General features: G+C 71.6%; 16 protein-coding genes. 12 read left to right on the top strand and 4 right to left on the bottom strand.

Annotated elements, in window-relative coordinates:
* Positions 1 to 39 precede the first annotated feature (39 nt).
* Positions 40 to 624, bottom strand: coding sequence for an FKBP-type peptidyl-prolyl cis-trans isomerase (locus RIN75_RS36695; RefSeq protein WP_309116696.1), 585 nt, complete (start codon positions 622 to 624; stop codon positions 40 to 42).
* 225 nt (positions 625 to 849) lie between these two features.
* On the opposite strand from RIN75_RS36695, the gene RIN75_RS36690 reads away from it, so the two are divergent.
* The 4 genes from RIN75_RS36690 (at position 850) to shbA (ending at position 3,956) form a co-directional block, all read left to right on the top strand.
* Positions 850 to 1,857: a hypothetical protein gene (locus RIN75_RS36690; RefSeq protein WP_309116695.1), complete on the top strand. Its 1,008-nt coding sequence runs from the start codon at positions 850 to 852 to the stop codon at positions 1,855 to 1,857.
* Positions 1,858 to 1,862: 5 nt separating this feature from the next.
* A complete protein-coding gene (locus RIN75_RS36685) occupies positions 1,863 to 2,555 on the top strand; it encodes a hypothetical protein (protein WP_375296069.1) in 693 nt (230 codons plus the stop codon).
* A gap of 48 nt (positions 2,556 to 2,603) precedes the next feature.
* Positions 2,604 to 3,242 (top strand): HD family phosphohydrolase, encoded by a 639-nt coding sequence (locus RIN75_RS36680; protein ID WP_309116694.1) that lies wholly within the window; start codon positions 2,604 to 2,606, stop codon positions 3,240 to 3,242.
* Between the two features lie 171 nt (positions 3,243 to 3,413).
* Positions 3,414 to 3,956, top strand: coding sequence for an RNA polymerase sigma factor ShbA (gene shbA, locus RIN75_RS36675; RefSeq protein ID WP_309116693.1), 543 nt, complete (start codon positions 3,414 to 3,416; stop codon positions 3,954 to 3,956).
* A 95-nt stretch (positions 3,957 to 4,051) separates the two neighbouring features.
* Here shbA and RIN75_RS36670 read toward each other — a convergent pair whose 3' ends face one another.
* Entirely contained in the window at positions 4,052 to 4,975 is a 924-nt protein-coding gene (locus tag RIN75_RS36670) for a heme o synthase (protein WP_309116692.1), read from the bottom strand.
* Between the two features lie 263 nt (positions 4,976 to 5,238).
* Here RIN75_RS36670 and tkt point away from each other — a divergent pair, with 263 nt between their 5' ends.
* The 7 genes from tkt (at position 5,239) to RIN75_RS36635 (ending at position 15,006) form a co-directional block, all read left to right on the top strand.
* Complete coding sequence (gene tkt, locus RIN75_RS36665) at positions 5,239 to 7,332, top strand: transketolase (RefSeq protein WP_309116691.1); 2,094 nt, start codon at positions 5,239 to 5,241, stop codon at positions 7,330 to 7,332.
* 22 nt (positions 7,333 to 7,354) lie between these two features.
* Complete coding sequence (tal, locus tag RIN75_RS36660; RefSeq protein ID WP_309116690.1) at positions 7,355 to 8,467, top strand: transaldolase; 1,113 nt, start codon at positions 7,355 to 7,357, stop codon at positions 8,465 to 8,467.
* 1 nt (position 8,468) lies between these two features.
* A complete protein-coding gene (locus RIN75_RS36655) occupies positions 8,469 to 10,085 on the top strand; it encodes a glucose-6-phosphate isomerase (protein WP_309116689.1) in 1,617 nt (538 codons plus the stop codon).
* Complete coding sequence (gene zwf / locus RIN75_RS36650) at positions 10,082 to 11,623, top strand: glucose-6-phosphate dehydrogenase (RefSeq protein ID WP_309116688.1); 1,542 nt, start codon at positions 10,082 to 10,084, stop codon at positions 11,621 to 11,623. The genes RIN75_RS36655 and zwf overlap by 4 nt, the downstream gene beginning before the upstream one ends.
* On the top strand, positions 11,620 to 12,774 hold the full coding sequence (gene opcA, locus RIN75_RS36645) for a glucose-6-phosphate dehydrogenase assembly protein OpcA (protein ID WP_309116687.1): 1,155 nt from the start codon (positions 11,620 to 11,622) through the stop codon (positions 12,772 to 12,774). Before zwf ends, opcA begins: the two co-directional genes overlap by 4 nt.
* Positions 12,771 to 13,550 carry a 6-phosphogluconolactonase gene (gene pgl, locus RIN75_RS36640; RefSeq protein ID WP_309116686.1) on the top strand — a complete coding sequence of 260 codons (780 nt, stop codon included), beginning with the start codon at positions 12,771 to 12,773 and terminating at the stop codon, positions 13,548 to 13,550. The genes opcA and pgl overlap by 4 nt, the downstream gene beginning before the upstream one ends.
* A gap of 187 nt (positions 13,551 to 13,737) precedes the next feature.
* Positions 13,738 to 15,006 (top strand): histidine kinase, encoded by a 1,269-nt coding sequence (locus RIN75_RS36635; protein ID WP_309116685.1) that lies wholly within the window; start codon positions 13,738 to 13,740, stop codon positions 15,004 to 15,006.
* A gap of 39 nt (positions 15,007 to 15,045) precedes the next feature.
* Here RIN75_RS36635 and RIN75_RS36630 read toward each other — a convergent pair whose 3' ends face one another.
* Together RIN75_RS36630 and RIN75_RS36625 are read right to left on the bottom strand one after the other, a co-directional pair.
* Positions 15,046 to 16,662 carry a serine/threonine-protein kinase gene (locus RIN75_RS36630; RefSeq protein WP_309116684.1) on the bottom strand — a complete coding sequence of 539 codons (1,617 nt, stop codon included), beginning with the start codon at positions 16,660 to 16,662 and terminating at the stop codon, positions 15,046 to 15,048.
* Positions 16,659 to 17,462 carry a hypothetical protein gene (locus RIN75_RS36625; protein ID WP_309116683.1) on the bottom strand — a complete coding sequence of 268 codons (804 nt, stop codon included), beginning with the start codon at positions 17,460 to 17,462 and terminating at the stop codon, positions 16,659 to 16,661. The genes RIN75_RS36630 and RIN75_RS36625 overlap by 4 nt, the downstream gene beginning before the upstream one ends.
* 83 nt (positions 17,463 to 17,545) lie before the next feature.
* On the opposite strand from RIN75_RS36625, the gene RIN75_RS36620 reads away from it, so the two are divergent.
* Positions 17,546 to 18,427, top strand: a complete 882-nt coding sequence (locus tag RIN75_RS36620; RefSeq protein WP_309116682.1) for a hypothetical protein — start codon at positions 17,546 to 17,548, stop codon at positions 18,425 to 18,427.
* Positions 18,428 to 18,645: the final 218 nt, after the last annotated feature.

Here is an 18,645-nt window from a genome sequence, read left to right as displayed (position 1 = left end):
GGCGCGGCTTTTCACCGCGCCCCACACGGGAGGCGTTGGTCAGCCCTCGACCTTGACCGCGTCGACGACGAAGATCAGCGTCTCGCCCTTCGCGATCGAGCCGCTGCCGTTCGGGTAGCCCTTCTCCGGCGGCACCACCAGCAGCCGGCGCCCGCCCTGCTTCAGGCCGATCAGGCCCTCGTTCCAGCCCTGGATGACCGAGGCCTGGCCGATGTTCTCCACCTCGAACGGCTTGCCCCGGTCCCAGGAGGCCTCGCGGGTCTTCCGGTCGCGGAAGGTGGCGAGGACGTAGTGGATCTCGGCGTTGGAGCCGGGCTTGATCTCCGGGCCGGTGCCCTCCGTCAGGTCCCGCACCACGAGGCCGTCCTGCGGCTTGCAGCCGGTGGGGACGGTGATCACGGGCTTGGCGCCGGCCTCGCCGGTCACCTGGTACTGGGCCGGCTCGCACGGCGGGCCGCTGGGCGTCGGCAGCGCCTGCGCCTCGCTGGCGGCGGCGGTGGTGGTGGTGGCCGACGGGGTGTTGGTCTTGGTGGACGGCCGGTCGCTCGCGGTGCACGCGGTCAGCGCCAGTCCGGCGGACAACAGGGGCACGAGAGCCAGGGCCGTACGGCCGACGGTACGCATGGTTGCAGACCTTATGGTGTCGGCCCGCACACCGTGCCGCCAGGCCCACCAGCAGGCCCAACGCCGGTCACCGTGCGCTGTTCTTGATCTATGTTCGAAACCGCAATTGTGCACTAATTACCGCTTCCGCAGTTCGACACCCGAGCGTACAGTAACTCCGCGCACTTGATCGGATACTGACGGCATTCGACCTTTCGGGTGCACGGCCGAAGGAGGTGACCCATCGTGTCCGCGAAGCCGGCCGGCGATCGCGGCAACCTGTTGCAGGAATTGTTCTGGACCAGGACCGGCCTGCTCTTGTTGATCCTCGTGGTGACTTCGGGAACCTGCCTGGCCGTTTCCAGCACGATGGCGCAGGGTCCGGTCCGCAACTTCGTCCTGTCGGTCGGCACCGGCACCATGATCTCCGCCGTGGTCGGCTTCACCCAGACCCTGATCACCAGTTCGGCGGCGCAGCGCGCGCTGGTCACCCCGGTGGTGGAGGAGAGCCGCCGGGCCCTGCGCGAGTTGACCTTCGAGTACCGGGCCCTGGACCGGGAGTTCTTCCCCACCCACGTGTTCGAGCCCACCGCCCGGCCGGATCCGGTGTTCAACCAGGTGATGATGCAGGACCTGGAGCGCACCCGGCTCTACGGGTTCCGCGGCTTCGCGGGCCGGTACGCGGCCTGCCGGCTGCTGCTGTCGCAATCGGAGTGCGAACTCCGCGCCGTCCTCGCCGACCCGCGGGACGACGACGCGATCAGCGGCCGGGCCCGCTACCTGCTGCGGCACGAGGGCGCGGACGGCGACTACGACACCATCGTGGACCGGTTGCGCGAGCAGATCTCGATCGGCCTGGTCGGCCTGTTCTGCGCGCGCAGCCGGTGCTCCCGGATCGACCTGACGATCGTGTCGGACCCGCCGCTGGACCGGCTGGAGCTGTTCGACGACAGTGCGTGGCTCACCCTGTACAGCAACACCAGCGCCGGGATCGTGCGGCTCTACCCGCGCACCCTGCGCTTTTCCGAGGGGTCGTTCCTCTACGGCATGGAACGCGCGGAATTCCTGCGGATCAGCAATTCCAAGGCGGGGCTCCACGTGGTCATCACGCCGAGCACCACGCGGGACGACTTCCTCGTCCTCTTCGAGAAGATCACCGGCGCCCCGTTGACGGCGGAGGGATTCCGCGGGCTCGAAGAGAAGTTCCACGCGTTCCGCCGGGAATTCTCCGCCTCCGCTCAGTTGGGGAGCTGATCTTCGTGTTCACCGAGTCTGCCGGGTGCTCCGCCCTCGCGGAGCTGGCCACGATCGTCGCCGTGGCCGACCGCCCCGTCACCGACTCCCCCGCCCTCGGTCCCTGCGTCGTCGGCTCCCCTGTCGCCGACCACTGGGCACGCGTCGAGGGCCGGTTCCGGGAGTGGGCGGGACGGCCGGGCCTGCGGGACAGGCTTCGTGCGCATTTACGCTCGTTGTCGCCGCGCGAGGAGATGCGCGTGGTCGCCAGATCGCGCGAGACGACCACGCACTTCGCGTGGTGCCTGCGCGACGAGCCGGCCGAACCGTTCACGTTCTGGCTGCACGAGTACAAGCCGCAGCAGGACTGGCGACAGGGGTACGCCGACTCCATCCACAACCACCGGTACCACTTCTGCACCGTCCTGCTCGCCGGGTCCTACGTGCACGAACGCTTCGACGCCCGGCTCGCGCCGGACGGCGGGTCGATCGTGGACACCACGCTGCTGCGCAGCACCGAGGCCGTCGAGGGCGACTCCGGGACGATGTTGGCGCACGAGTTCCACCGCATCCCCAAGGCGGCGGACGACACGCTGACGTTCCTGGTCAAGAGCCGCGCGGTCACGCCGTGGAGCCTGTCGTTCGACCCGGACACCCGGACCAGCCACCGGCACGTGCCCGTGGAGTCCAGGTTGGAGGAACTGACGAACACCCTCTAAGGATCTCCGCCCCGCCTTACCATCGGCCCACCCGGCACGGGAGGTCCGATGAGTACGGTCACGGCGCGGTCGATCTCCGAAGTGGAGGGCGAGGTGTGGCGCCTGTGCCACGACCTCGCGGCGAAGCTCCAGTTCCACGGGTGGCACCACGTGAGCTTCGTGCGCGACAAGGCGGTCCACTTCGCCCGGCGCAACGGCGCGGACGTGGCGCTGGTCGAGGTGGCCGCTTTGGTGCACGACGTGAACTACATGGTGCGCAAGAATTCGCTGCCGGTGGACGGTCGGGACCTGCGACTGTCCATCCTGGCGCGGGCGGGGGTGTGCCCGGAGGTCGCCTCTCGGGTCGATCTCGTGGTCGAGGAAGCCGAGATGCGGACGCGGCACCGGGACATCTCGCTGGAGGCGCAGGCGTTGTCCGACGCGGACACGCTGTTCAAGGCGCTGCCGGTGACGCCGGTGGTGCTCGCGCCCAAGTACCTGGAGGAGAACGGCATCACGCTGCGCGAGCTGGCGCACAAGATCGTCGGCGAGCAGCAGGTCAAGGCCGACGACGGGTACTACTTCTACGACCCCGAGGCGGCGGCCACGTACTCGCGGTGGGCCACGGCGAACCTCGAACTCTGGCAGTGCATCGTAGAATCGTTGAACGATCCTACAGTCGACCGACTACTGGCTGCTGTTTCCTAAACCTGCCTGGCCCCGAATTACTCCCTTTGCGCAGCAAAGTTGGTCCGAACACCCACGTAAGGCCACGGACAGTGGCGCGTCCCACACCCGTCAAGCCGCGGCGCGCGACCGCGGTGGGGGTGGAGGTACCCGGTGTTCGCCGACGACAGGACGGTCCCGTTACCAGAGACGGTGACCCCCGAGACAGTGGAGGCGGCGCTCGCGGGCGACCGCCGGTCGGTGGACCGCCTGCTCACGGTGGTCCGTCCCGCCGTGCTCCGCTACTGCCGGGCGCGGTTGGCGTCGTCGGCGGCCGACGACGTGGCCCAGGAGGTGTGCCTGGCCGTCGTGCAAGCCCTCCCCCGCTACCGCGACCAGGGCCGCCCGTTCCTGGCGTTCGTCTACGGCATCGCCGCCCACAAGGTCGCCGACGCCCACCGCTACAACGCCCGCAACCGGGTGGACCCGATGGCCGAGGTACCGGACGGCCCGGTGCCCGACGCCGGTCCGGAGGCGTTGGTGCTGCGCGGGGAGTTGTCGGAGGAGATGTCGCGGTTGTTGGGCCTGCTGCCGGCGAAGCAGCGGGAGATCTTGGTGTTGCGGGTGGTGGTCGGGTTGTCGGCGGAGGAGACGGCGGACGCGGTCGAGTCGACGCCGGGCGCGGTGCGGGTGGCGCAGCACCGGGCGCTGGCGCGGTTGCGCAAGGCGGTGCTGGAGAAGATGGCGTGCCTGTGAGCAGGCTCGGCTGACGGCGTGTCGGGCGGTGCACCGACTCACCGCCCACATCGACTACAGCTCGACCACCGGCCCGAGCCCGCCCTGGAAGGCGACTAGAAGGGCCAGCCCAGGACCGGCAGGCCGATCACCGCGTCCACCGCCAGCCCGCAGAACACGAACATCAAGTACAGGTTCGACATGTGGAAGAACTTCATCGTGTTCGTCGACCCGCCCCGCCGCACCACCCCGTGCAGCCGGTGCGCGAAGACCGCGAACCACACGCCCGACACCGCCGCCACCGCGACGTAGATCCACGACGTCACGGGCGCCAGGAGCAGCGTGCACACCACGGTGATCCACGAGTAGATCACGATCTGCCGCGTCACCTGCTGCGCCGTCGCCACCACCGGCAGCATCGGCACGCCGGCTCGGGCGTAGTCCTCCTTGAACTTCATGGCCAACGCCCACGTGTGCGGCGGGGTCCAGAAGAAGATCACGCCGAACATCACCAGCGCCGGCCACGCGACGGTCCCGGTCACCGACGACCAGCCGATGATCACCGGCATGCACCCCGCCATGCCGCCCCAGATGATGTTCTGGGACGTCCGCCGCTTGAGCACCAGCGTGTAGACGAAGATGTAGAACAGGATCGTCGCGACGGCGAACACCGCCGAGATCAGGTTCGTGGTCAGCCACAGGAACCCGAACGACACGACCCCCAGCACCACGCCGAAGATCAGCGCGTTGCGCGGCGGGATCGCGTTCTGGGCCAGCGGTCGCGCGCCCGTGCGCTTCATGACCGAGTCGATGTCGGCGTCGACGTAGCAGTTCAGGGCGTTCGCCGAGCCCGCGGCCAGGGTGCCGCCGGCCAGGGTGCACGCGATCAGCCACAGCGGCGGCAGGCCGCGGGCGGCCAGCAGCATCGCCGGGATGGTGGTGATCAGCAGCAGCTCGATGACGCGGGGCTTGGTGAGGGCCACGTACGCCCCGACGACCTGCCGGGGCGACCGCGCCGGAAGCTCGCTGACGGCACTCATCGCACTCCTCGGTCGGGTCGGGGGGATGAGCAGATCGTAACCGCGCGTTGAAAACGCAGCCCGTTCGGGTACGCCTGAACGCTGAGGGACCCCCGCTCGTATGCCCTGTGCGTACACCCACATTGCGCAAGTGACACGCACGCCGCTACCGCCTACTAGGCTGGCCGGCGGACGAGGGAAAACCGCGGATAGGGCCTGACGGGATCGATTGAGTCCGACCGTCGAAGACACCGCCGCCTACGTGAGACTGGAGCTGGAAGTCCGTGTCCGTCACCGATGACATCACCCGGCTGACCGAGGCCCATCTGCCCGACGACTGGACGGAGCTCGACAAGCGCGCCGTCGACACTGCGCGTGTCCTCGCGGCGGACGCGGTGCAGAAGGTCGGCAACGGCCACCCCGGCACCGCCATGAGCCTGGCGCCGCTGGCCTACACCCTGTTCCAGCGCGTCATGCGCCACGACCCCGCCGACCCGGACTGGGTGGGCCGCGACCGGTTCGTGCTCAGCGCGGGCCACTCCAGCCTGACCCTCTACATCCAGCTCTTCCTGTCCGGTTACGGGCTGGAGCTGGACGACCTCAAGGCGTTGCGCACGTGGGGCTCGCAGACCCCCGGCCACCCCGAGCACCGGCACACCCCGGGCGTGGAGATCACCACCGGCCCGCTGGGCCAGGGCCTGGCCTCCGCCGTGGGCATGGCGATGGGCGCCCGCCGCGAGCGCGGCCTGTGGGACCCGGAGGCCCCGCTCGGCGAGAGCCCGTTCGACCACCACATCTTCGTGATCGCCTCCGACGGCGACATCGAGGAGGGTGTGACGTCCGAGGCGTCGTCCATCGCGGGCACCCAGAAGCTGGGCAACCTCACGGTGATCTACGACGACAACAAGATCTCCATCGAGGACGACACCACCATCGCGCTGTCCGAGGACACCGCGAAGCGCTACGAGGCCTATGGCTGGCACGTCCAGGTCGTCGAGGGCGGCGAGAACGTCTCCGGCATCCTGGAGGCGCTGGAGAAGGCCAAGGCGGAGACCGAGCGGCCGTCCTTCATCCTGCTGCGCACGATCATCGGCTACCCGGCGCCCAACAAGCAGAACACCGGCGCGGCGCACGGCGCGGCGCTGGGCGCGGACGAGGTCAAGGCGGTCAAGGAGATCCTGGGCTTCGACCCGGAGCAGACCTTCGAGGTCGCCGACGAGGTCCTGGACCACGCCCGCGAGGTCGTCAAGCGCGGCGAGGCGGCCAAGGCCGAGTGGCAGCAGTCGTTCGACGCGTGGGCGGCGGCCAACCCGGAGCGCAAGGCGCTGTTCGACCGCCTGGTCGCGCGCGAGCTGCCCGAGGGCTGGGCGGACGCGCTGCCGTCGTGGGACGCCGACCCGAAGGGCGTGCCGACCCGCAAGGCCTCCGGTGAGACGCTGACCGCGCTCGCCCCGGTGCTGCCGGAGCTGTGGGGCGGTTCGGCCGACCTCGCCGAGTCCAACCTGACCACGATGAAGGGCTCCGACTCGTTCGGCCCGGAGTCGATCTCCACGAACATGTGGAAGGCCCACCCGTACGGCCGCACGCTGCACTTCGGCGTCCGCGAGCACGCCATGGGCTCGATCCTCAACGGCATCGCGCTGCACGGCCCGACCCGCCCGTACGGCGGCACGTTCCTGGTGTTCTCCGACTACATGCGCCCGGCGGTCCGCCTGGCCGCGCTGATGAAGTCGCCGGTCACCTACGTGTGGACGCACGACTCCATCGGCCTGGGCGAGGACGGCCCGACGCACCAGCCGATCGAGCACCTGGCCGCGCTGCGCGCCATCCCCGGCCTGACGATCGTGCGCCCCGGCGACGCGAACGAGACGGCCGCGGCGTGGAAGGCGACCATCGAGCAGACCGAGGGTCCCGTGGGCCTCGCGCTGTCCCGCCAGAACCTGCCGGTGCTGGAGGGCACCAAGGAGAAGGCGCTGGAGGGCGTCAAGCGCGGCGGTTACGTGCTGGCCGGCGACGGCGAGCCGGAGCTGGTGATCATCGCCACGGGCTCGGAGCTGCAGATCGCGGCCGAGGCGCGGAAGGTGCTGGAGGCCGAGGGCGTTGCCACCCGTGTGGTGTCCATGCCGTCCGTCGAGTGGTTCGACGCGCAGGACGAGGCCTACCGCGAGTCGGTGCTCCCGTCGTCGGTGAAGGCGCGCGTCGTCGTCGAGGCGGGCATCGCGCAGCCGTGGTACCGGTTCGCGGGCGAGGCGGGCGAGATCGTGTCGATCGAGCACTTCGGCGCCTCCGCGGACTACCAGACGCTGTTCCGCGAGTTCGGCTTCACCACCGAGAACGTCGTCGCGGCGGCCCGCCGGTCGCTGGCCAAGGTCCGCTGAAACTTCCGTCAGGAGCGATGTGATGACTGCCAACCCGCTGACCCGGCTCAGTGACGCCGGTGTGTCGATCTGGCTGGACGACCTGTCCCGCGACCGGCTCAACACCGGCAACCTCGCCGACCTGGTGGCCAACCAGCACGTGGTGGGCGTGACCACCAACCCGACGATCTTCGCCGCGGCCCTCTCCAAGGGCACGGCTTACGACGAGCAGGTGCGCGGACTGGCCGCGCGCGGCGCCGACACCGACGCCGCCGTCCGCGAGATCACCACCGCGGACGTGCGCAACGCGTGCGACCTGTTCCGCGACATCTACACCGCCACCGACGGCGTGGACGGCCGGGTGTCCATCGAGGTCGACCCGCGCCTGGCGCACGACACCGAGGGCACCATCGCCGAGGCGCTGGACCTGGCCAAGGCGGTGGACCGGCCGAACCTGCTGGTCAAGATCCCGGCCACGATCGCGGGCCTGCCCGCGATCACCAAGGTGCTCGCCGAGGGCGTCAGCGTGAACGTGACGCTGATCTTCTCCACCGAGCGCTACCGCGACGTCATGGAGGCGTTCATCGCGGGCCTGGAGCAGGCCAAGGCCAACGGCCACGACCTGCGCGGCATCCACTCCGTGGCCTCGTTCTTCGTGTCCCGCGTGGACACCGAGATCGACAAGCGGCTGGACGCGCTGGACACCGAGCGCGCCAAGGAGCTGCGCGGCCAGGCCGCGATCGCCAACGCGCGCCTCGCGTACGCGGCGTTCGAGGAGACCTTCAAGGGCGAGCGCTGGGAGGCGCTGGCCGCCGCCGGCGCGCGTGCGCAGCGTCCGCTGTGGGCGTCCACGGGCGTGAAGGACCCGGCCTACTCGGACACCCGGTACGTGGACGAGCTGGTCGTAAGCGACACAGTCAACACGATGCCGGAGAAGACCCTGCACGCCGTCGCGGACCACGGCAACATCACCGGTGACACCGTGACCGGGCGGGCCGCGCAGGCGCAGGAGGTCTTCGACGGACTGGCCGAGGTCGGCATCGACCTCGACGACGTGTTCGCCGTGCTGGAGACCGAGGGCGTGGACAAGTTCGAGAAGTCGTGGGCGGAGCTGCTCGACACGGTTACCGGACAACTGAACCAGGCGAAGGGCTGAAATGACCGAGGTGATCTCTGTGGAGATCGTCCGCTCGCCCAACGAAGACCAGGTCGCCACGGTGGTGGGCGACCTGGTCCGCGACCGGGCTGCGAGCAGGCTCACCGCCGGTGACGCCACGCTGTGGGGTCCCGAGGCGGAGTCCGAGGCGTCCATCCGCCTCGCGTGGACCACCCTGCACGAGACGTCGCGCCCGCTGGTCGCCGAGATCGAGGCCCTGCGCGACGAACTGCGCGCCGAGGGCGTGGACCGGGTGGTGCTCGCGGGCATGGGCGGTTCGTCGCTCGCGCCCGAGGTCATCACCGGCACCGCCGGCGTCCCGCTGGTCGTGCTGGACACGACCGACCCCGGTCAGGTCGCCGACGCCCTGGAGGGCGACCTGACCCGCACGGTGCTCGTGGTGTCCTCCAAGTCGGGCGGCACCGTGGAGACCGACAGCCACCGCCGGATCTTCGAGAAGGCGTTCGCCGACGAGGGGATCGACGCCGCGTCGCGGATCGTCGTGGTCACCGACCCGGGTTCGCCGCTGGAGGCCGCGTCCCGGGAAGCCGGGTACCGCAAGGTGTTCCTGGCCGACCCGCACGTGGGCGGCCGGTACTCGGCGCTGACCGCGTTCGGCCTGGTGCCCGCCGGGCTCGCGGGCGCGGACATCGACAAGCTGCTCGACGAGGCCGCGGCCGCCGCTCCCCTGGTGTCGGCCGACTCCGCCGACAACCCGGCGATCGTGCTCGCGGCGACCTTCGCGGTGGCGCACGCGCACGGCGCGGAGAAGATCGTGTTCGCCGACACCGGCTCGGGCATCGCGGGCTTCGGCGACTGGGCCGAGCAGCTGATCGCCGAGTCGACCGGCAAGAACGGCACCGGCCTGCTGCCGGTCGTCGTGGAGGGCCCGGGCGCGCCCGGGTTCGTGGACGCCCGCTCGGACGCCACGACCGTCGCGATCGGACCGGCCACCGGCTCGTCGTCGATCGCGGTCGAGGGCGCGCTGGGCGCGCAGTTCCTGGTGTGGGAGTACGCCACCGCGCTGGTGGGGCGGGTGCTGGAGATCAACCCGTTCGACCAGCCCGACGTGGAGGCGGCGAAGAAGGCGGCGCGGTCCCTGCTGGACCAGCCTGCGGCCACGCCCGCCCAGCCGGCCTTCGTGGACGGCCCGGTCGAGGTGTACCCGAGCGAGGGCTGGCTGTCGCCGGACGTGAAGACCGTCGCCGACGCGATCAAGGCGCTCGTCGCCGCCGCGCCGGAGCACGGCTACCTGTCCGTGCAGGCCTACCTGGACCGGCTCGACGACGCGTCGTTCGCGCTGACCCGCGCGGAGCTGGCGCAGCGCTCGCACTTGCAGACCACGTTCGGCTGGGGCCCGCGGTTCCTGCACTCGACCGGCCAGTACCACAAGGGCGGTCACCAGAACGGCGTGTTCCTCCAGCTCACCGGCGCCTCGGAGTACCAGCTGGAGGTGCCGGGCCGCCCGTACGACCTGAGCACGCTCCAGCTCGCCCAGGCGCTGGGCGACGGCCAGGTGCTGGCCGAGCGCGGGCGACCCGTGCTGCGGCTGCACCTGACCGACCGGGTCGCCGGGCTGGCCCAGCTCGTCGAGGCCATCCAGGAGGACGGGTCGTGACTGCACCGACCAAGCGGAACCCGTTGCGGGACCCCAGGGACAAGCGGCTGCCGCGCATCGCGGGACCGTGCGGCCTGGTGATCTTCGGCGTGACCGGTGACCTGTCGCGCAAGAAGCTCATGCCCGCGATCTACGACCTGGCCAACCGGGGTCTGCTGCCGCCGGGCTTCGCGCTCGTCGGCTTCGCCCGCCGCGACTGGGCCGACCAGGACTTCATGCAGGTCGTGCACGACGCGGTGAAGGAGTACGCGCGGACCCCGTTCCGGCAGGAGGTCTGGGACCACCTCGCCGAGGGCATCCGGTTCGTGCAGGGCACCTTCGACGACGACACCGCGTTCGACACGCTGGCCGCCACGCTGGCCGACCTCGACCGCGAGCGCGGCACGGGCGGCAACCACGCGTTCTACCTGTCGGTGCCGCCCAGCGCGTTCCCGACCGTGGTCAACCAGCTCAAGCGCTCCGGCCTGGCCACCCCGCCCACCGACAACCCGGCGCAGTGGCGGCGCGTGGTCATCGAGAAGCCGTTCGGCCACGACCTGGGCAGCGCCAAGCAGCTCAACAAGGTGGTCAACGAGGTCTTCCCCGAGGAGTCGGTGTTCCGCATCGACCACTACCTCGGCAAGGAGACCGTCCAGAACATCCTGGCGCTGCGGTTCGCGAACCAGCTCTACGAACCCATCTGGAACGCGAACTACGTGGACCACGTGCAGATCACCATGGCCGAGGACATCGGCCTGGGCGGTCGCGCGGGCTACTACGACGGCATCGGCGCCGCCCGGGACGTGATCCAGAACCACCTGCTCCAGCTCCTCGCCCTCACCGCGATGGAGGAGCCGGTGTCGTTCCGGCCCAGCGACCTGCGGGCGGAGAAGGTCAAGGTGCTGTCCGCGACCCGGCCCGTCGGCCCGTTCGACGAGACCACCGCGCGCGGCCAGTACACCGGCGGCTGGCAGGGTGGGCAGAAGGTGCCCGGCCTGCTGGAGGAGGGCGGCTTCGCCAAGGACTCCACCACCGAGACCTACGCGGCGATCACCTGCGAGATCAACACCCGCCGCTGGGCCGGGGTGCCGTTCTACCTGCGCACCGGCAAGCGGCTGGGCCGCCGGGTCACCGAGGTGGCCGTGGTGTTCAAGCGCGCGCCGCACCTGCCGTTCGACGACACCGCCACCGAGGAGCTGGGGCAGAACGCCCTGGTCGTGCGGGTGCAGCCGGACGAGGGCGTGACCATGCGGTTCGGCTCCAAGGTGCCGGGCAACACCATGGAGGTCCGGGACGTCACGATGGACTTCGGGTACGGCCACGCCTTCACCGAGTCGTCGCCCGAGGCCTACGAGCGGCTGCTGCTCGACGTGCTGCTCGGCGAGCCGTCGCTGTTCCCGAAGAACGACGAGGTCGAGCTGTCCTGGGAGATCCTGGACCCCGTCCTCAGGCACTGGGCCGCCACCGGCGCGCCGGAGAAGTACAAGGCAGGCACCTGGGGACCGGCGTCGGCGGACGAGATGCTGGCCCGCACCGGCAGGCACTGGAGGCGTCCGTGATCATCGACCTGCCCTCGACCACCACGTCGCAGGTCAACAGCAAGCTCGTGCAGCTGCGCGAGGAGGGTGGCGCGGTCACCCTCGGCCGGGTGCTGACCCTGGTCATCGTCACCGACGACGGCGCGAAGACCGAGGACGCGGTGGACGCGGCCAACGACGCGAGCCGCGAGCACCCGTGCCGCGTGATCGTCGTCGCGCGGGGCGCCCGCCGGGCCGCGCCGCGGCTGGACGCCCAGATCCGGGTCGGCGGCGACGCGGGCGCGTCCGAGGTGATCGTGCTGCGCCTGTACGGCGAGCTGGCCAACGAGGGCGCGTCGTGCGTGGTGCCGCTGCTGCTGCCGGACACCCCGGTGGTGGCGTGGTGGCCGCACGAGGCGCCGCCCGTGCCCGCCCAGGACCCGATCGGCCGGCTCGCGCAGCGCCGGATCACCGACGCGGCGGCGGACAAGAACCCGATCAAGGCACTGGACCAGCGCAAGGCCGGGTACACGCCGGGCGACACCGACCTGGCGTGGACGCGGCTGACGCTGTGGCGGGCCATGCTCGCCTCGGCGTTCGACCTGCCCCCGTACGAGCGGGTGACCGAGGCCGAGGTCAGCGGCGAGGCGGACTCCCCGTCCACCGACCTGCTGGCGGCGTGGCTCGCCGGGTCGTTGAAGGCGCCGGTGAAGCGGAGCAAGGCCGTGCGCGGCGAGGGCATCGTGGACGTGCGGCTGGAGCGCAAGTCCGGGGTGGTCGAGCTGCTGCGGCCGGACGGCAAGGTCGGCACGCTGACCCAGCCCGGCCAGCCGGAGCGGCGGGTGGCGCTGCAGCGCCGCGAGATCCGCGACTGCCTGGCCGAGGAGCTGCGCCGGCTGGACCCGGACGAGGTGTACGAGCTGGCGCTGCGGTCGCTGGGCAAGGTCGTGCGCGGCCGGACCCCGGCGAAGACGGCGGCGGCGGCTCGCAAGCCGGTCACGTCCCCCAACGGCGCCGCCCCGGCCAAGGTCTCCGCGAAGCCCGCCGGCGACAAGCCCGAGGCCGCCGGTGACGGCAAGCCCGCTCCGGCCAAGGCCGCGGCGAAGGGTGACGGCAAGCCTGCCAAGGCTCCGGCGAAGTCCGCGAAGGCCAAGCCCGCCAAGGGTTCCGCCGCGGCGAAGGCCAAGGCGTGAGCCGCCCCGAGGTGGTGGTCCACCGCGACGGCGACCTGTTGGCCGCCGCCGCGGCGGCCCGGCTGGTGACCAGGCTGGTGGACGCCCAGAACGCGCGCGGCTCGGCGTCGCTGGTGCTGACCGGCGGCCGGACCGGCATCGCGGTGCTGGAGCAGTTGCGCGCCACCCCGGCCCGCGACGCCGTGGACTGGTCGAAGGTCGACCTGTACTGGGGCGACGAGCGGTTCCTGCCCTCCGGGCACGCGGACCGCAACGAGACCCAGGCGCGGGCGGCGCTGCTCGACCACGTCCCGGTCGACCCGGCGCGTGTGCACGTCATGGAGCCCTCCGACGGCCGGTTCGGCGACGACCCGGACGCGGCGGCCGACGCCTACGCCGAACTGCTCGCCGCGCAGGCCCGCCCGGAGGACCACGGCCCGGTGCCGTCGTTCGACGTGTGCCTGCTCGGGGTGGGCGAGGAGGGGCACACGCTGTCGGTGTTCCCGTCCTCCCCCGCCGTGTACGAGCAGGAGCGCACGGTCGTGGCGGTCCGCAACTGCCCGAAGCCGCCCCCGACCCGGGTGAGCCTGACCCTGCGGGCCGCCAGCCGCGCCCGCGAGGTGTGGCTGATGACCACGGGCGCGGGCAAGGCGGCGGCCGTGGCCATGGCGCTGACCGGTGCGGGCGAGGTCCAGCTGCCCGCGGCCGGCGCGCACGGCCAGCGCCGCACGCTGTGGCTGCTCGACTCGGCCGCGGCGGCGAAGGTGCCGGACCTGTTCACCCCGCCGCTCGCCTGAGCCGGCGTTCGAACCCCGATCACGCCGTCCGCCTCCGGGTGGGCGGCGTGATCCGTTTCACGTGTCCGCTCACCGGACGTTCGCGCTCGCAACTTTGTCGTCGGCTCCGCGTCCCGTACGAGTAATCAGGACGTCTCGTTGGGTGAGGGTGGATGGTGCGAGGACGGCGGGGGCGAAGGAGCGGGTCATGCCAAGCGTGCTGACAGCGCAGTACGGTGACGACCGGCGGATGGCGGAGACGGGAGGACGGGTCCTGGCCGGCAACGCTGTCGAGAGGCTGCCGAGCGGCGGGGTCGACGACGCCCCCACCGAACGGTTGTCCGGGGCTGCCCGCGGGGTGCGGGCGATACTGGCCCGGCACCGGCAGCTCCTGCTGGACGTGGCCGCCGTGGCGATCGCCGCGTTCGACGTCTGGTTCTGGTTCGCGCCCGACGCGAAGGTCTACAACTACGCCCTGTCCATCGTGGCGGTCGCGGCCGTGGCGTTGCGCCGGCGGTTCCCGTTCGCGGTGGTGCTGCTGACCGTGCCCGGTTTCCTGGCCGGCATGGCCCAGTTGGCCGCCATGATCGCGTTGGGCACGCTGGCCCGGCGCAAGCTGCTGTCCACCCAGACCTACATCGCGGCGGGGTTGGTGTGGTTCAGCCGGTTCTTCCTGTGGCCGCCGGAGGAGTTCCTGGCGCTGGACTGGAAGAGCCACGTCCACAACGCGATCTACGGCTGCATCGTCGCGGGGATGCCCATCGCGATCGGTCTCTTGGCCCACGCCCGGGAGCAGTTGTCCGCGCGGATCGCCGAGCTGGCCGAGAGCCGGGAACGTGAACGGATGCTGCACGCCCACGCCGTCCGAGCCGACGAACGCGCCCGTTTGGCGCGCGAGATGCACGACGTGGTGTCGCATCAGGTGAGCTTGATCGCCATGCAGGCCGGTGCGCTCCGGATGGCCGCGGCGGACCCCGACGCACAGCAGGTCGCCGGGACGATCCGGATGCTGAGCACTCGGACGTTGGACGAACTCCGGCAGTTGGTCAGCGTCCTGCGCACTACCTCCGGCGACGACTCCCCGCAGCCCAGGATCGAGGACTTGCCGCAGCTCTTGGCGTCTTCGGGCCTGCCGGCGGCCCTGACCGTCCTGGGGCCGGTCGACGACTTGCCGGCCTCCATTTCGGGCGCCGTGTACCGGACCGTCCAGGAGGCCCTGACCAACGTCCGCAAGCACGCGGGGGGCGCGGCGACGTCCGTGCAGATCCGTGCGGACAGCGACGAACTCCACGTGGAGATCCGCAACGACCCGCCGTTGGCCCCGCACGAGTGCGCCACGCTGCCCAGCGGGGGACATGGCTTGGTGGGGTTGCGCGAGCGCGCCGCCTTGTTGGACGGCAAGTTCGAGGCCGGGCCGTGCGACGACGGCGGCTTCCTCGTGTCGGTCACTTTCCCGCTGGCCCGAACCCTGGACTGAGCGCTCGGGCGTGCACTCCCCTACCGTGCGCGCCCGGTCTCAGTGTTGGTGTGCGGCTCGACGGGTCGCGATGGCGGTGCAGACGGCCGCGACGGCGCCCAGGACGCCGCCCACGACGGCCGGCCACAGTGCCGGTTCGTGCCGGAGCAGCACGGTCGGCAACAGCCAGACCGCCACGCCCAGGCCGAACCCGAGCGGGGCCGCCGCGACGACCGCCGCCGTGCCGGACTGCCGCCGGCGCAGCGACCTCAGCAGCGACTCCAGGTAGGCCAGCGTGAACAGCAGCAGCACCGCGCTGCCCGCGCCCATGATGCTGATCATCGGGTTGGTCGTCGGCTGGAGCGAGAACTCCCGCGGCCCCTCCGCCGTCTGCGCCGTCCCGACCACCGCGCCGCCCGCGATCCACCGGGTCGCGCCCGGCAGTTCGAACGTGCCCGCGCCGGGGACGTCGGCGAGCGTGATGCCCACGGCCTCGACCGTCAGCCTGGTGGCGCCCTCGACCACCACGGGCTTGCTCAGGTCCCGCGGCACGACCGGCAGGTCCCGGCTCGGCACCGCGAACGGCAGGGCCACCACCAACAACGCGAACAACGCCGCCGCCACCGCGAACCACACCGCGGGCTTCGGCGGGGCGATCAGGTCCCGCGCCGGCACCAGGGTCTGCTGACCGGACCACACCGGCGCCGGCTGGTCGACCACGGTCGCGCGGACCGGGATGTTCAGCGTCTCCCGCGGCACCGACGGGTGCGCGGCCGGGCGGGTGCTCGCCGCCGCCACCTGCGGGGCCAGGTGCACCGGCAGGCCGACCCGCATCAGCCAGTCCCGGCCGAACACCTCCGCCGCCGCGCCGGCCAGGTCGATCGCGAAGGTCTCCGCGTTGCGGTACCTCGCCTGCGGGTCCCGCCGGATGCCGCGCATCACGACCTCCGCCAGGGGTGGCGGGACCTCGGTCAGCGGGCGGGGTTCCTGGTGGACGTGGCGCTGGATCATGGCCAGGGCGCCGCCGCCGCTGTCGAACGGCAGACGGCCGCTGAGCAGCTCGTAGAGGACGGTCGCGGCGCCGTAGACGTCGGCGGCCGGGCTCAGCGGGTTGCCGAGGGCCTGTTCGGGGGCCAGGTAGGCGGGGGTGCCCAGGACCTGGCCGCCGTGCGTGACCAGGGTTGCGCCCTCGCTGACCACCTGGGAGATGCCGAAGTCCGCGACCTTCAACGCGCCCTGGGCGGTGAAGAGCAGGTTCTTGGGCTTCACGTCCAGGTGCAGCACGCCCGCGCCGTGGGCGGCGTGCAGGCCGGAGAGGGTGGCCAGGAGGAGGGCGCAGGACTGGGCGGGGGTGAAGCCGTGGTCGCTGAACTTGGACCACACCGTGCCGCCGTCGAGCTTCTCCATCACCAGCAGGTGCTCGCCGTGGTCCTGGACGTAGTCGTAGACCGGCACGATGTGCGGGTGGTCCAGCCGGGCCAGCAGCCGGGCCTCGTGCTCGAACCGGGCGCTCATCCTGGCGTCCTCGGCGAGGATCCGGGGCAGGCGCTTGATCGCCACCGGACGGCCCAGCGGCCGGTGCACGCCCGCGTAGACCACGCCCATGCCGCCGTGGCCGATCTGGCCGCCGACGTCGTACTGCGGCAGCGCCGCGACGACGCTGGGGCTCGCGGTCACCCGGCACCTCCCGGCAGCGGGCGGGTGATGCGCTGGGTGGCCTCGGGGTCGAAGGGCGGCGGGTCGTCCTGGGACGGGTGCGGGGTCAGGTAGCCCAGCAGGAGCGCGGCGGCGGCGGAGCCGAGCAGGAACGGGATCTCGGCGGCGGGCGACGGGGCCACCACGCGCAGCACGGACAGCGAGATCACCGCGACCAGGCCGGTGCCGACGCCGGCGGGCAGGAACTGCATGGCGCGCTGCCACCGGTTCGCGGGCAGCTTGCGCCGGGCGAGGCCCCACAGGGCCGCGGCCCACGCCAGCACGGTCAGGGCGAACACGGCGATGCCGAACACCCCGTACACCGACCACAGCGAGCCCCGCACGTCACCGGTCGTGCCGACGGTCGCGAGGACCTCGCGGTTGACGTCGAGCACCTCGATGTCGGTGGGCAGCAGGCCGGTCGCCTGGGTGCCGAGCTGGCCGAGGTCGAGCACGAACGCCCTGGTGACGCTCTGCTTCGCGGGGACGTCGAACGGCACGGTGGTGTCGTAGGAGAAGAAGGTCAGCGCCAGCGCGGTCCCGGTGAGGCGGACGGTCTTGATGTGGCGGACGGTGTCCGTTCCGTTGTGGACGGTCACTTCGATGCGCGTCGACGTCCCGGGGTCGAGCACGAGTTCGTCGTCCGGACCGACCTTCTTGCCGTCCACAATGGCGCTCACGGTGACCGCGTCCGGGGTGACGGCGTGCGCGGTGGGGGTGCCTGCGCCGAGGAAGATCCCGAGGAAGAGCAGTAAACCGACCCTGCCCATAATGCGTCTCACAGGGGCACCTCGAAGTTCATGGGACACGGACGAGTCCGGGAGTCGGTATGCGAACGGCTGGAACACTAGCTCTACTCGGTGCCGTGGCCTATGGCGTTACGTCCCTTGTGTCCACACCGGCACACGCCCAGCCGTCCGCCGCCGCGGTCGTGTCACCCGACACCGGTCCGGCGGGGAGCACGTTCACGCTGTCGTGGACGGGCGTGTACCTCGATCCGGACTGCAACGACTACACGGTGCGCATCGTGTGGGACGGCAAGCAGGTCGTCGGCTCGGGCAGACACGCGGGTAGAGGCGCGGGTTCGGGCACCGGCACCGTGCCGGCGGGCGCGTCCGCCGGGGGCCACCGGGTGACCGCGGTGCCGGTGTGCGCGGCGACCGCGTACCCGACCGACAGCTTCACCGTCATCCCGACACCCACGACCACCACCCGCCCACCGGCCACCACGACCACCACCCCTCCCCCGCCGGTCACCACGACCACCGTTCCGACGACCACTGCCCCCACCACGCGCCCCACGACCACCACGACCGAGACGACGACCACCACCACCACGGACTCCAGCAGTTCGTCGGCGCCGGTTACGACCACGAAGCCTTTTGACGGCGACGGTGCCCTGACCCTGGACAAGGACAACATCCAGCCCGGCGACCCCCTGACGGCCACCGGAACCGGTTGCGAGCCCGGTTCGGAGGTCAAGCTGTCGTCGCTGGGCGAGGACGTCGGCAAGGCGCGGGCGGACGGGTCGGGGACGTTCAGCACGCGGGTGGAGTTCGCGACCATCCAGCCGGGGCGGCACGTGATCCGGGCGGACTGCGGGATCGTGCTGGTGGGCAGCGTGGACGTGGCCCTGACCAGCTCGACCAGCGGCACCACCTCGACCCTGGTGGTCCTGGTCTTCTTCATCCTGGTCGGCGCCCTGCTGCTGCGCCGCCAGTTCAGCGCCCTCCGCCGCCGCACCTGACCGGGGGCTGCGGAGCTTCGGGCGGACGCTCGCTGGACACGTACTCGCACTCGGCCAGGCCGCAGAGGGCCGGGCTCGGCTGGGCCGGCTGGGCTGGGCCGGCTGGGCTGGGCCGGCTGGGCTGGGCCGGCTGGGCTGGGCCGGCTGGGCTGGGCCGGCTGGGCTGGGCCGGCTGGGCTGGGCCGGCTGGGCTGGGCCGGCTGGGCTGGGCCGGCTGG

The sequence above is a fragment of the Saccharothrix sp. genome, assembly GCF_031180885.1.
Classification (GTDB): Bacteria; Actinomycetota; Actinomycetes; order Mycobacteriales; family Pseudonocardiaceae; genus Actinosynnema.
The sequence above is the reverse complement of the archived record's forward strand: the minus strand, read 5'-3'. Positions and strand labels throughout refer to the sequence as shown.

Excerpts from the sequence above, each read along its gene's own strand:
- RIN75_RS36695 (WP_309116696.1), bottom strand. The coding sequence starts at position 624 with ATGCGTACCGTCGGCCGTACGGCCCTGGCTCTCGTGCCCCTGTTGTCC.
- RIN75_RS36670 (WP_309116692.1), bottom strand. The coding sequence starts at position 4,975 with ATGAGTGCCGTCAGCGAGCTTCCGGCGCGGTCGCCCCGGCAGGTCGTC.
- RIN75_RS36635 (WP_309116685.1), top strand. The coding sequence starts at position 13,738 with ATGCCAAGCGTGCTGACAGCGCAGTACGGTGACGACCGGCGGATGGCG.
- RIN75_RS36680 (WP_309116694.1), top strand. The coding sequence starts at position 2,604 with ATGAGTACGGTCACGGCGCGGTCGATCTCCGAAGTGGAGGGCGAGGTG.
- tal (WP_309116690.1), top strand. The coding sequence starts at position 7,355 with ATGACTGCCAACCCGCTGACCCGGCTCAGTGACGCCGGTGTGTCGATC.
- RIN75_RS36655 (WP_309116689.1), top strand. The coding sequence starts at position 8,469 with ATGACCGAGGTGATCTCTGTGGAGATCGTCCGCTCGCCCAACGAAGAC.